The sequence below is a fragment of the Streptomyces parvus genome (assembly GCF_032121415.1).
Taxonomy (GTDB): Bacteria; Actinomycetota; Actinomycetes; order Streptomycetales; family Streptomycetaceae; genus Streptomyces; species Streptomyces globisporus_A.
The window spans coordinates 5,131,776-5,144,755 of sequence record NZ_CP135079.1 but is presented as its reverse complement, the minus strand read 5'-3'; the positions used below and the strand labels follow the sequence as shown (position 1 = coordinate 5,144,755).

Annotated in this window: 10 protein-coding genes; 7 read left to right on the top strand and 3 right to left on the bottom strand. The window is 70.1% G+C overall.

All coding sequences use genetic code 11. The features are described 5' to 3' along the window. Nucleotides 1–3 precede the first annotated feature (3 nt). From RNL97_RS24245 to RNL97_RS24215, 7 genes are all read left to right on the top strand, one after another. A complete protein-coding gene (locus RNL97_RS24245; RefSeq protein WP_006127850.1) occupies nucleotides 4–417 on the top strand; it encodes a roadblock/LC7 domain-containing protein in 414 nt (137 codons plus the stop codon). 135 nt (nucleotides 418–552) lie between these two features. Then, a complete protein-coding gene (locus tag RNL97_RS24240; RefSeq protein WP_003966010.1) occupies nucleotides 553–960 on the top strand; it encodes a DUF742 domain-containing protein in 408 nt (135 codons plus the stop codon). Next, nucleotides 941–1,522, top strand: coding sequence for a GTP-binding protein (locus RNL97_RS24235; protein ID WP_003966011.1), 582 nt, complete (start codon nucleotides 941–943; stop codon nucleotides 1,520–1,522). Before RNL97_RS24240 ends, RNL97_RS24235 begins: the two co-directional genes overlap by 20 nt. 363 nt (nucleotides 1,523–1,885) lie before the next feature. Continuing rightward, on the top strand, nucleotides 1,886–5,125 hold the full coding sequence (locus RNL97_RS24230) for a sensor histidine kinase (RefSeq protein ID WP_313751190.1): 3,240 nt from the start codon (nucleotides 1,886–1,888) through the stop codon (nucleotides 5,123–5,125). A 10-nt stretch (nucleotides 5,126–5,135) separates the two neighbouring features. After that, nucleotides 5,136–5,549: a roadblock/LC7 domain-containing protein gene (locus RNL97_RS24225; protein ID WP_006127847.1), complete on the top strand. Its 414-nt coding sequence runs from the start codon at nucleotides 5,136–5,138 to the stop codon at nucleotides 5,547–5,549. Between the two features lie 90 nt (nucleotides 5,550–5,639). After that, the gene (locus tag RNL97_RS24220) at nucleotides 5,640–6,284 is read left to right on the top strand and encodes a DUF742 domain-containing protein (protein ID WP_030580353.1); all 645 of its coding nucleotides are present in this window, start codon (nucleotides 5,640–5,642) and stop codon (nucleotides 6,282–6,284) included. After that, nucleotides 6,265–6,846: a GTP-binding protein gene (locus tag RNL97_RS24215; protein WP_014048542.1), complete on the top strand. Its 582-nt coding sequence runs from the start codon at nucleotides 6,265–6,267 to the stop codon at nucleotides 6,844–6,846. The genes RNL97_RS24220 and RNL97_RS24215 overlap by 20 nt, the downstream gene beginning before the upstream one ends. An 89-nt stretch (nucleotides 6,847–6,935) precedes the next feature. On the opposite strand, the gene RNL97_RS24210 is transcribed toward RNL97_RS24215, so the two are convergent. The 3 genes from RNL97_RS24210 to RNL97_RS24200 form a co-directional block, all read right to left on the bottom strand. Then, the gene (locus RNL97_RS24210) at nucleotides 6,936–7,139 is read right to left on the bottom strand and encodes an acyl-CoA carboxylase subunit epsilon (protein ID WP_030580347.1); all 204 of its coding nucleotides are present in this window, start codon (nucleotides 7,137–7,139) and stop codon (nucleotides 6,936–6,938) included. 68 nt (nucleotides 7,140–7,207) lie between these two features. Then, nucleotides 7,208–8,791, bottom strand: coding sequence for an acyl-CoA carboxylase subunit beta (locus RNL97_RS24205; RefSeq protein WP_010056337.1), 1,584 nt, complete (start codon nucleotides 8,789–8,791; stop codon nucleotides 7,208–7,210). A 262-nt stretch (nucleotides 8,792–9,053) separates the two neighbouring features. Next, nucleotides 9,054–12,941, bottom strand: coding sequence for an endo-alpha-N-acetylgalactosaminidase family protein (locus RNL97_RS24200; protein ID WP_243315275.1), 3,888 nt, complete (start codon nucleotides 12,939–12,941; stop codon nucleotides 9,054–9,056). Nucleotides 12,942–12,980 lie beyond the last annotated feature (39 nt).

The window sequence follows — 12,980 nt, the reverse complement described above, 5'->3', positions numbered from 1 at the left end:
CCCATGAGTCAGGCCGCGCAGAATCTGAACTGGCTGATCACCAACTTCGTGGACAACACCCCAGGGGTGTCCCACACGGTGGTGGTCTCCGCGGATGGCCTGCTGCTGGCGATGTCCGAAGGATTTCCGCGCGACCGCGCCGACCAGCTCGCCGCCGTCGCGTCCGGTCTCACCTCGCTGACCGCGGGTGCGTCCCGGATCTTCGAGGGCGGCGCCGTCAGTCAGACGGTTGTGGAGATGGAGCGGGGATTCCTCTTCCTCATGTCCATCTCCGACGGCTCGTCCCTGGCCGTTCTGGCCCACCCGGACGCCGACATCGGTCTGGTCGGGTACGAAATGGCCCTCCTGGTCGACCGTGCCGGCACCGTCCTCACGCCCGACCTCCGCGCCGAACTCCAAGGCAGTCTGCTCCACTAGACGGCCATCCAGCGGATTCACGACACGATCCCCCCAGGTAATGCCCACAACCCTCACCCGACAGGCCGCTTTAGTCCCCTCACCGGCCCCTTGCAGACGGCAAGCCGAGAACCTGCTGTCACGCCCGGAGGATTCATGACCCCGCCACCCGCCTCACCCGATCCGTACGGCGCACTGCACCACGCGTCGTACGACGGGGAAGGCGACCAGCCGCTGGTTCGTCCTTACGCCATGACCGGCGGCCGGACCCGGCCGCGCTACCAGCTCGCCATAGAGGCGCTGGTCAGCACGACGGCAGACCCCGCGCATCTGGGGACCCTGCTCCCCGAGCACCAGCGGATCTGCCACCTCTGCCGTGAGGTCAAATCGGTGGCGGAGGTGTCGGCGCTGCTGTCGATGCCGCTCGGCGTCGCCCGGATCCTGGTGGCGGACCTGGCGGAAGCCGGCATGGTGGCCATCCACCAGCCGGGCAACGGAGAGGCCGGCGGCGCGCCGGATGTGACACTGCTCGAAAGGGTGCTCAGTGGACTTCGCAAGCTCTAGCGGCGGTACGGGCCGCGCCACCACCTCGGCGAAGATCGTGGTGGCGGGCGGCTTCGGCGTGGGCAAGACCACGTTCGTCGGGGCCGTCTCGGAGATCAACCCCCTGCGCACCGAGGCCGTCATGACGTCCGCGTCCGCGGGCATCGACGACCTGACGCACACCGGGGACAAGACCACCACGACGGTGGCCATGGACTTCGGACGTATCACGCTCGACCAGGACCTGATCCTGTACCTGTTCGGTACGCCCGGGCAGGACCGCTTCTGGTTCATGTGGGACGACCTGGTCCGCGGCGCCATCGGCGCCGTCGTCCTCGTCGACACCCGCCGTCTCGCCGACTGCTTCCCCGCCGTCGACTACTTCGAGAACAGCGGCCTCCCCTTCGTCATCGCCCTCAACGGCTTCGACGGACACCAGCCCTACACCCCCGACGAGGTCCGCGAAGCGCTCCAGATCGGGCCCGACGCGCCCATCATCACGACGGACGCCCGCCACCGCGCGGACGCCAAGAGCGGCCTGATCACCCTGGTCGAGCACGCGCTCATGGCACGCCTGAAGTAGTTCTCCCACCAGGAACAAGTCGATATCGGTATACGGAAGTTGCAGTAGTCACGCGGGGGCGGCCTGTGTCGTTTGACACGATCCGCCCCCGTGTTCATAACGTTTCGACAGAGAATTGACTCCACGCCGCCACCCGATGCATCCATTCGGTGCCACTGCGCTCACATGAGCCCCGCCTTTTGGCGGGGCTCGCTCTTTATGCCCGATTTATCTGAGGTCTGGGCCACTCGGAATGCGTGATTCCGAGTGTTTGGAACGGGACCGGTCCCCGTGCTGCAATTCGACGAACTCCCCAGTAGTACGGGCCCTGAACGAAATAATCCGGCACAGCGTAGGTGCCGACGCCGAGAGGTTGTTGGTCGAGTGAGGCGAAGCAACGAGGGCTCCGCGGCGCAGCCCGAGCGGGGCAACTTCACCCCGCCGCCGCGCGCTGTGGCGTCCCCTGCGAATGCGTCCGGCACCGAGTCCGCGGGTGGTGGCAGCACCAGTCGGCTGTCCCCGCGCAACTGGCGGGTGGCCACCCGGCTCAACGCCATCCTCCTGATCCCGGTCCTGGTCGGCCTGGTCATGGGCGGTTTCCAGGTGAAGGGCTCCATCGACACGTGGGGCGAGGCACAGGAGGCCGAGAAGATCGCCGTCGTCGTGCGCGCCGCGTCCGACTACGGGCAGGCGCTGCTGAACGAGCGGGACCTCACCGCCCAGCCGCTGCTCTCGGGCGACCGTGACGCCGATGTGGTCGAGCAGACCCGGGCGACCACGGACGACGCCGCGCGGAAGTTCGACGCCGCGGTGAAGGACATGCCGTCCAAGCCCGGCCTGGAGCGCCGCCTGAAGCTGTTCAAGGGGGAGGAGCCCAAGCTTCCCGAGCTGCGCAAGGCCGCCTATTCGCAGGCCCTGGACCCGGTGAAGACCGAAGAGGGCTACGTACAGGTCCAGCACTCGCTGATGGAGTTCTCCAACGAGCTCGGCCTCGGCACCGGCAACATCACCAGTTACGGCCGTACGGTCTACGCGATCGAGCTGTCCAAGGCTGCAGAATCGCTTCAGCGCTCGATCGGCATGCACCTTCTGGTGCGCCCGAGCAAGAAGCCCGGCACCTACGACGCCCAGGTCAAGGCCTTCGGCTCGTACAACTACCTGGAACAGATCGCGCTCGGCGAGTTCAACTCCGGTGGTACCCAGGCCGACGTCGACCGCCTCAAGCAGGTCATGACCGGCAAGGCCGCCGAGGGTGCCAAGCAGCTGAAGGCCGCCAAGGAGCAGGCCGAGGCCGCCGGCAAGCCCTTCGTGGCGCCGCCGAGCATCGACGGCTCGGTCTTCGACGGCATGGCCCAGGAGATCGGCAAGGGGCAGGACCCCGCGGAGCTGGCCAAGAAGGGCATCACGCCCGAGACCTGGATGGCCGCCGCGACCGCGAAGTTCGAGGGGTACTCCACCGTCGAGGACGAGCTGGTCACCAAGGCGGTGGACGAGGCCGCGAGCATCTCCTCCGACGCCAAGACCGACGCCATCGTCAACGGCCTCATCGTCGTCATCGCGCTGCTGGCCGCGTTCATCCTGGCCGGGCTCATGGCCCGCCAGATGAGCCGCTCGATGCGCCAGCTGCGTACCGCCGCCTTCTCCATCGCCGAGCAGCGCCTGCCCTCCCTCGTCGACCAGCTCTCGCGTACCGACCCGGGCCGGGTCGACACCCGGGTGCAGCCGATCCCGATCACCACGCAGGACGAGATCGGCGAGGTCGCCCGCGCCTTCGACCAGGTGCACCGCGAGGCCGTCCGGCTCGCCGCCGAGCAGGCCATGCTGCGGGGCAACGTCAATGCGATCTTCACGAACCTCTCGCGCCGCAACCAGTCGCTCATCGAGGGCCAGCTGACCCTGATCACCAGCCTGGAGAACAACGAGGCCGACCCGGACCAGCTGGAGAGCCTCTTCAAGCTGGACCACCTGGCGACCCGTATGCGCCGCAACGGCGAGAACCTCCTCGTCCTCGCGGGCGAGGAACCGGGCCGCCGCTGGAACCAGCCGGTGCCGCTGGTGGACGTCCTACGTGCCGCCTCCTCCGAGGTGGAGTCCTACGAGCGCATCCAGCTGACCGGTGTGCCGGAGAGCGAGATCCACGGCCAGGCCGTGACCGACCTCGTGCATCTGCTTGCCGAGCTGCTGGAGAACGCCACCACGTTCTCCTCGCCGCAGACCAAGGTCAGGGTCACCGCGACCCGGCTGCCCGACGGCCGGGTCATGGTCGAGATCCACGACAAGGGCATCGGCCTCACCGCCGAGGACTTCGCCGACATCAACCACAAGCTGGCCAACCCGCCGACCGTGGACGCCGCGGTGTCCCAGCGCATGGGCCTGTTCGTGGTCGGCCGGCTGGCCGACCGGCACGGGATCCGGGTCCAGCTGCGCCCCTCGGGCGAGCAGGCCGGGACCACCTCGCTGGTCATGCTGCCGGACGCCATCACCCACGGTGGCGGTGGCGGTCCGCAGGGCGGCCAGGACGACTTCACCGTCTCCTCGATCATCCCCGAGCAGCAGCAGTCGGCCTTCGATCCGGCTCCGCAGCAGGCCCCGATGCGCACGGCGGCGGAGCTCGGCTTCGACGACTCGCGCTACGAGCCCCCGGCGGACCCGGGTCAGCTGGACCCGGTCAACCGTTCGTTGATGCGTGAGGAGCGCAGGGCGGCCCTGGAGGCCCAGACCGGCGTCGGCGGCCCCTACGCGGACAACACCCGGGAACAGCAGGGCTACGCACCGGAGCCGTACGCGGGCGCCCCGTACGGCGACCAGCAGCAGCCGCAGCAGGGCTACGCCGAAGAGCAGTACGGCCAGGACGAGTACGGGCAGCAGCCGCAGCAGCAGTACCAGGGGTCGTACGAGCAGGAGCAGTACGGCGCCGGGGACGGCTACCCGCAGGACCAGCAGGCGCAGCAGCACCCGCAGGACGGCTACACGGAATCGGCATATGCCGTTCCGGACGCCGGGCAGGGTCAGTACTCCGACGCGTACGCGGCCTCGGCGGACCAGTCCCACCAGGATGATTGGCCTGTCCAGAACGGTTTCCGGAGTGGTTATGAGCCGATCGCTCCGGCCGAACCGGAATCTGTTCCGAGCACGCCCGCGGAGCCTTCGGAGCGCGTAGGCTTCGACCGTCCGGGACCCACCCCGAACGTCGGCCACGAGCTGACCGAAGCCGGTCTGCCGCGCCGCGGCGGTCAGCAGCACTGGCAGCCCGGCCCCGGCGGCCGCGGCGACGACCAGCCCGCTGCGGCCCAGCGGCCCCGCCCGCAGCAGGAACAGCGGCAGGACCCGCAGACGGACGGGGACGGCTCCGACGACTGGCGCTCGACGAACGACGAGCGCTGGGAGCGGGCCGAGAAGCTCCGTGAGCCGAAGGCGGGCGGAATCACCCCCTCCGGTCTCCCCCGGCGCGTGCCCAAGGCCAACCTGGTCGAGGGCACGGCGGAGCAGACCCAGCAGGGCGGCCCACAGGTCTCCCGCGCCCCCGAGGACGTCCGCGGCAGGTTGAGCAACCTGCGGCGAGGGGTCCAGCGAGGACGCAGCGCGGGGTCGGACACCAGTACCACCTACAACCAGGAGCGTTAGTGTGAGCCCGATGAGCCAGGCGGCGCAGAATCTCAACTGGTTGATCACCAACTTCGTGGACAACACCCCCGGGGTGTCGCACACGGTGGTGGTCTCCGCCGACGGACTCCTGCTGGCGATGTCCGAAGGCTTCCCGCGCGACCGCGCCGACCAGCTGGCGGCCGTCGCCTCCGGTCTGACGTCGCTGACCGCGGGCGCCTCGCGGATCTTCGAGGGCGGCGCCGTGAATCAGACCGTTGTGGAGATGGAGCGGGGATTCCTCTTCATCATGTCCATCTCCGACGGATCCTCGCTCGCCGTCCTGGCCCACCCGGACGCCGATATCGGTCTGGTTGGGTACGAAATGGCCCTTCTGGTGGACCGCGCGGGCAGTGTCCTGACTCCTGACCTCCGCGCCGAACTTCAGGGAAGTCTTCTTAACTAGTAGACAGACAGTGCGTTTCTCGCCACCGCGCCATAAAGTGCGGTGGCGCGGCCCCACTGGGATCGGCGACCGGCAGTCGGAGGAGGAAGCGTGGCAGCACCCACAGGCGGGCACCCATACAACGGTGACCAGAGGGTTCCGGGTGAGCACGGTGACAACCGTTTCGGCTTCCCTGCCGCACCCGGCGGTCAAGGACCCGGGCAGTATCAGCCATATCAGCAGCAGGAGCACCAGCAGCAGGGTGCTCCTGGCGGCCCGGAGCCCGAGTGGCCCCAGCAGCAGCCGTGGCCGGGGTGGCCGCAGCAACCGCAGCAGCGGTACGACACGTCCCAGCAGCCGCGCATCCAGCCGGTGCAGCAGCGACGGGCCCCCGAGCCCGACCAGCCCGCCGCGCACAACCCGCTGGTCCGTCCGTACGCCATGACCGGCGGCCGGACCCGACCGCGTTACCAGCTCGCCATCGAGGCACTGGTCAGCACGACGGCCGATCCGGCCCGGCTGCAAGGGCAGTTGCCCGAGCATCAGCGGATCTGCCGGCTCTGCATCGAGATCAAGTCGGTCGCCGAGATCTCGGCCCTTCTCTCGATCCCCCTCGGCGTTGCCCGGATCCTCGTCGCCGACCTGGCCGAGGCCGGACTCGTCGCTATCCATCAGCCCGGCGGCGACGAGGCCGCCGGCGGCCAGCCAGATGTGACACTGCTCGAAAGGGTGCTCAGTGGACTTCGCAAGCTCTAGCGGCGGAGCGGCCCGCTCCACTACCTCGGCGAAGATCGTGGTGGCAGGGGGCTTCGGCGTGGGTAAGACCACGTTTGTCGGTGCCGTCTCGGAGATCAACCCGCTGCGCACCGAAGCCGTGATGACGTCCGCCTCGGCGGGCATCGACGATCTGACCCACACCGGGGACAAGACGACGACCACCGTCGCCATGGACTTCGGCCGCATCACGCTCGACCAGGACCTGATCCTGTACCTGTTCGGTACGCCCGGGCAGGACCGCTTCTGGTTCATGTGGGACGACCTGGTCCGCGGCGCCATCGGCGCCGTCGTCCTCGTCGACACCCGCCGTCTCGCCGACTGCTTCCCCGCCGTCGACTACTTCGAGAACAGCGGCCTCCCCTTCGTCATCGCCCTCAACGGCTTCGACGGACACCAGCCCTACACCCCCGACGAGGTCCGCGAAGCGCTCCAGATCGGGCCGGACACCCCGATCCTGACGACGGACGCCCGCCACCGCGCGGACGCCAAGAGCGCGCTCATCACCCTGGTCGAGCACGCCCTGATGGCGCGCCTGCGCTAGGACACCCGCCGGTCGTACGAGAAGGGCCCCGCACTCCTGAAGGAGTGCGGGGCCCTTCTCGTAGAGCCTGAGGCGCGATGGCGGGGTGGTCAGCCCTGCCAGCTGTGCGGGGCGCGGAAGCCCGGCGTGCGCTCCAGGCGGCGCCAGCCGGCGGTGTCACGGCCCCGGTGGGCGGGGACGGCCGGCTGGGCCGCGGCACGGGCCATCAGGACGGCGGTGATGGCCGCCAGCTCCTCGGGGGCCGCGTGGCCCTTCTCGACGCGCAGGACGGACTCGGCGGGGGTGGGGCTCATGGCGGGTGTCTCCGTCTTCTCGGCAGGATGTCGTGGACCGTGCGGCGGATCGCGCCGCTGCCGGGCGACTACTGCGGGGGGTTGCCGTGCTTGCGGGACGGCAGGTCGGCGTGCTTGTTGCGGAGCATGGCGAGCGAGGCGATGAGCACCTCGCGGGTCTCGGCGGGGTCGATCACGTCGTCGACCAGGCCGCGCTCGGCCGCGTAGTAGGGGTGCATCAGCTCGGCCTTGTACTCCTTGACCATGCGGGCGCGCATGGCCTCGGGGTCCTCGGCGTCCGCGATCTGGCGGCGGAAGATGACGTTGGCCGCGCCCTCGGCGCCCATCACCGCGATCTCGTTGGTGGGCCAGGCGTAGGTGAGGTCGGCCCCGATGGACTGGCTGTCCATGACGATGTACGCGCCTCCGTAGGCCTTCCGCAGGATCAGCGAGATCCGCGGCACGGTGGCGTTGCAGTAGGCGTACAGGAGCTTCGCGCCGTGGCGGATGATCCCACCGTGCTCCTGGTCGACACCCGGCAGGAAGCCGGGAACGTCCAGAAGGGTGATGATCGGGATGTTGAAAGCGTCGCACATCTGGACGAAGCGCGCGGCCTTCTCGGACGCCTCGATGTCCAGGACCCCGGCCAGCGACTGCGGCTGGTTGGCGACGATGCCGACGACCTGGCCGTCCATGCGGGCCAGGGCGCAGACGATGTTGCGGGCCCAGCGCTCGTGGATCTCCAGGTAGTCGCCGTCGTCGACGAGCTCCTCGATCACCTTGTGCATGTCGTACGGGCGGTTGCCGTCGGCCGGGACCAGGTCGAGCAGCACGTCGCCGCGCCGGTCGGCGGGGTCGTCGCTCTCCACGGTCGGCGGGTTCTCGCGGTTGTTGGAGGGGAGCATCCCGATGAGGTAGCGGACCTCGGCGATGCAGGTCTCCTCGTCGTCGTACGCGAAGTGGGCGACGCCCGAGGTCTCGGCGTGCACGTCCGCGCCGCCGAGGCCGTTCTGGGTGATCTCCTCGCCGGTGACCGCCTTCACGACGTCCGGTCCGGTGATGAACATCTGCGAGGTCTCACGGACCATGAAGACGAAGTCGGTGAGCGCCGGGCTGTACGCCGCGCCGCCCGCGCACGGGCCGAGCATCACGCTGATCTGCGGGATGACACCGGAGGCGCGCGTGTTGCGCTGGAAGATGCCGCCGTAGCCGGCGAGCGCCGAGACGCCCTCCTGGATACGGGCGCCGGCGCCGTCGTTCAGCGACACCAGCGGGGCGCCGGCCGAGATGGCCATGTCCATGATCTTGTGGATCTTCGTGGCGTGGGCCTCGCCCAGCGCCCCGCCGAAGATGCGGAAGTCGTGCGCGTAGACGAAGACCGTGCGGCCCTCGACCGTGCCCCAGCCGGTGATGACACCGTCGGTGTAGGGCTTCTTGGCCTCCAGGCCGAACCCGGTGGCCCGGTGCCGGCGGAGCTGCTCGACCTCCTTGAACGAACCCGCGTCCAGCAGCAGCTCGATCCGCTCCCGGGCGGTCAGCTTGCCCTTGGCGTGCTGCGCCTCGGTCGCCCGCTCGCTCGGTCCGCGCCGCGCCTGCTCGCGCAGGGCCAGCAGTTCGGCCACCCGGCCTCGGGCGTCGGTCGGCTCACCCTGGGTTTCGTCCACAACGGTCATGCATCGACCCTACGAACCCCGACCCAGAAATGGCGCCGTCGACTCCGTACAGTCTCCTGCCCTGTTTCGTGGTGGGAGTGAACAGAACCATGCCGCCGCGCACGCGATCCCCCAGCGAAACGCCGACTCCGGTTGTGGAGACTCCACAAGTGAAGCGTGTGCGGTGGACCACACGCCCCTGAGGGGGCCCGAAGGCCCCCACAGTATGGCGCAGGGCGGCCCCCCGCCGTCCACCGCGCCCCGGGCGGCCGTCCTGCCGGGGTCAACCTCCGCAGTGGAAGCGGGCGTTGCCCCAGTCGGCGTGGTCGTTGCCGTTGCCGTCGCCGCCGTCCTGGACGACCAGCTCGACGTACTTGGCGCCGGTGACGTCGGCGGTGAGCTTCCAAGCCGGGTCCGCCGCCCCCCGGACGGGCGACGCCACTTTCTCCGTCCCGTCGGCGGTGACCGAGAACCGGACACTCCCCCGGGTCGTCTGCACGTCGTCCACCCCCACCTCGGCGGTGAAGGAAGTGCACTTCCCGCCCAGGTAGTAGCGGATCGTCGCCGGGGCGTGTGTGCCCAGGCCCTTGTCGTAGACGACGCCGCCGATCTTCAGCGGCCCGCCGTCCCCGGCCCCGGCCTCCCCGTTGGACCGGTCGCGCTCGACCGGCCCCCAGCCGTTCTGCGCGGCGGTCCAGTCCAGGTCGCCGGCCCAGCCGTCCTTCGTGGGCGGCGGCGGGAGCGTACGGACGGAGGTACCCGCGCCCAGCGTGCGACCGGCTCCCTGGACGGCGTACGTGGCCTTCGCCTCCAGCGCGTACGTGTCGTAGGGGGCGTCCACCGGCGGGGTGACCCGCCAGCTGCCGGTGACCTTCGCGCCCGGCGCGACCGAGTCGAAGGCGACCGGGCCCGCCGGCTCGGCCTGCCAGCCCTCGGGCACGGTCAGCGCGAGCTTCACACCGGTGGCGGCACTCGCCTCGTCGTTGCCGAAGGTCGCCCGCACGGTGTTCGGGGCTCCGGGCTCCAGGGTCTCGGCGTCGGCGGCCACGGCGAGGGTGCCGCAGACGGCCTCCTCGCCCGCCGGGGCGGGGCCGAGGTCGGTGACGGTGAAGCCGTCGAGCACGAAGTCCGCGCCCTCGGGTGCTCCGGGGAGCTTGCGCAGCCCGGTCCAGGTGTCGCCGCAGCCCGCGGTGAGGGTCCGGCTGAACTGTCCCGTGGTGCGCTGCTGCCCGATCGGGGTGGCCCGGGTCTCGGTCGAGGCGGCCTTGCCGTCGGCGATCCGGTCGTAGCCCTCGGCCCAGCTGTAGGCGCCGGCGTGGCTGGACTGGTAGGCGAACTCGATCCTGTACCGATGGCCGTCCTTCATCGGGACGGTCCAGGGGGCGGTGCGGTAGACGAGCCCGGTGTTCTCCTCGTGGGACTTCAGGGACTCCCTCCCGCCGAGCACGTCGTCGATCAGCTTCCCGTTCCAGCCGGACTGGGTGTACGGGGCGTTCAGCTGGGAGATGTGGGTGCGGGGGTCGGTGGAGCCGCCCGCGTCGCCCTTGAGGAAGGGGCCCCAGCCCTGGTCGACGGCCTCGAAGTCCTCGTACGCCTCGGCGCCGGTGCGGGTGGCGGGGGCGTTCTCGACGATCCGTACGTCATCGGCGCGGACCTTCGCCGCGCTGCCCGCCGCCGCCTCGATGCGCAGCGTGGTGCGGCCGTTCGCGGGCGCGGTGAAGGTGGCCTTGGCGCGCTGGAAGAAGGTGCCGTGCCAGTCGGAGGCGGCGACGTGGTCCTTCACCGTGGAGCGTTCGACGGCGACCGACGTCCCGCCGGCGCTCACGGTGGTGCGGCGGCTCCTGCCCGGTTCGACCTCGATCAGGGCGGAGGCGGTGTAGCGCTTGCCGGGCTTGAGGCCGGTGACGGCCTGGGAGAGCGCGGCCGTGGCCGTCCCCGAGAGTTCGGCGCTGTTGCGTCCCTGGTCGTCGGTGTCGCGGACGGCCGTGCCGGTCCTGGCCCAGCCCTTCAGCTCCCGGTCGTTGAAGCCGGGGTCCGTGAGCCCTGTGCCCTTGCCCCAGTCGGCGGTGCTCTCCTTCGGCGCCCGGTCGGGGTAGAGGACGTAGGCCTGTCCGGCGGTGGCGGTCAACGTGAGCTTCCCGCCCGAGGGGCGGACGGTGGAGACCTTCTCGCGTCCGTTGTCGGTCAGCTTGTAGAGGGTGTACGCGCCCTTGCCGGGCACTTCCCAGGTGCTGGTGCCGCCGGTCCCGCTGTAGTGGTAGAGCTTCTTGCCGCCGTCCCACGGGAGCAGGTAGTCGGTGCCGCTGAGCACCTTGCGGCCCCGGTCGTAGAAGGTTCGCCTGCCGTCCTCGACCGTGCCGCGCACCCCGCCGGTGAAGGTGATGTCGTTGCCGTCCCAGCGGATGATCCTCTGCTGCTGGAGGTACTTGGCGGGGAGGTTCTTCTGCCAGATGTTGGCGGTGAAGGCGTTCCAGTCGGTCTCGCCGGTCCAGCCCTCGAAGTCCTCCAGGGCGCTCTGGCCGAGGACCGGGTGGTTGTTCCAGATGTCCTTCTCGCCGTTGCGGATGAACCGGATGATCTGCGAGTTGAGGCCCTTGTTGGTGGCCCCGCCGTAGTCGAGGTCGTTGGCCCAGTGCGACCAGAGCGAGGCGCGTTCGAACTTGTCGGCCCACTCGGTGCCGACGGTCCAGCCCTGCTTCTGCACGGTCTGGATCGTCTTGTCGGCGATCCAGCCGTGGCTGTAGTAGACGTCGATGTAGAGGAAGTCGAGGTTCTCGTCGGTTTCCTCGCGCAGTTGCCGGAAGCGCTTGGCCAGGTCGCCGCTGTTGATGTCGCGGCGCTGGTCGATGTAGTAGCTCTGGTTGAGCCAGTTCCAGCCGGGCTTGGTCTTGTCGACGAGCTGCTCGGAGAAGGCCTTGGCCTCCGGGTAGGACTCGGTGGCGTTGACGTGGACGCCGAAGTCGGCGCCCCACTTCCCGCCTTCCTTCAGCAGGGTGTTGAGGTCCTTCAACCCGCCGGCCCGCTTGTTGTAGTTGCCGCCGTAGTCCGGGTGGGCGGAGTCGTGGCCCTCGGAGCCGTACCCCTTGAGGACGGCGAGCTGGCCGAGGCCGTCGGTGGCCTTCGAGATCCGCTTGACGTCGTCCAGGGTGCGCAGGAAGGGGTGGGTGGCCTGGCTGGCGAAGTTGAACGGGATGTGGGTCACGACCCGCTTGGCGGTGTCCTCGCTTCCGGGCGCGGTGACGCCGATGGAGCGGAAGGCGATCGCCCCGTCCTGCCAGTCGACGGCCCGGTCGCCGTTGGCGTCGGGGGTGACGACGACCTTGGCCCAGGGCAGGTTCTCGCCGCTCTCGGGGGCCGGGGCGCCCTCGCCGCGGTAGGTCCACTGGCCGGACCGGACGCCGACCCGGACGGTGCCGTCCTCCTCGGTGCGCGCCTGGTGCCAGAAGCGGGCGTCGTCGCCGCCGGTGGCCCCGGAGGGCTTGTCGTACGAGGAGTTGGACTCGATCGCCGCGGCGAGCGAGCCGGTGTTGAGGATCGCGTAACTGGCCCCGACGGGCGCGGAGTCGGGCCTCGTCTCCCCGGTGACCTTCGCGAAGACGTCGGCTGTGCGGGTGGAGTCCGGGTCGAGCTGGGTGAACGCGGTGGCGGCCCCGGACTCGGTGGACCCGACGGAGATCAGGTCGTGCCCGGGGATGTCGATGGTCCCGACCCGGAAGGCGGACGTGTCGCGGACGGCGGTCACCTTGAACGTGGTGGCCCGCCCCGAGACGGTGAGCGAGGCGTCGATCTCGACGCCCGGCAGGGAGTCGAAGACGAGGGTGTAGCGGGCGGCGGAGCCGGTGATCTTCGGCGCACCCTTGAGCTTCACCGGGTGGGCGGTGCCGTTGAGGGTGACGGCGGTGACCGGCCGGGTGGAGCCGAGCAGCTGTTTGCCGCTCGCCCGGTCGGTGTACGACAGGACGCGCGGGAAGTCGTCGGCGACGGCGACGCCGAGGCGGTCGGACCGGATCACGGCGGACCCGGTGGCGGCCGGCCCGTCGGCCTTGGCCTCTCCGGCCGGGGCGGAGGGCGACGGGGCGTTGGCCGCGGCGGGGAGGGCGGCCCCCACGAGCGCCAGGACGGCTGCGGAGGCCGCGGCGAGCAGGCCGGGGCGAGGGAATCTTGGCGACATGGCCCCTGAGTAGTCGTCGTGTCCGGACACCGTCAACGA

Bases quoted from the DNA above. Each gene is read 5' to 3' on its own strand.
- RNL97_RS24245 (WP_006127850.1), top strand. From the start codon at position 4: ATGAGTCAGGCCGCGCAGAATCTGAACTGGCTGATCACCAACTTCGTG.
- RNL97_RS24240 (WP_003966010.1), top strand. From the start codon at position 553: ATGACCCCGCCACCCGCCTCACCCGATCCGTACGGCGCACTGCACCAC.
- RNL97_RS24225 (WP_006127847.1), top strand. From the start codon at position 5,136: ATGAGCCAGGCGGCGCAGAATCTCAACTGGTTGATCACCAACTTCGTG.
- RNL97_RS24210 (WP_030580347.1), bottom strand. From the start codon at position 7,139: ATGAGCCCCACCCCCGCCGAGTCCGTCCTGCGCGTCGAGAAGGGCCAC.
- RNL97_RS24205 (WP_010056337.1), bottom strand. From the start codon at position 8,791: ATGACCGTTGTGGACGAAACCCAGGGTGAGCCGACCGACGCCCGAGGC.
- RNL97_RS24200 (WP_243315275.1), bottom strand. From the start codon at position 12,941: ATGTCGCCAAGATTCCCTCGCCCCGGCCTGCTCGCCGCGGCCTCCGCA.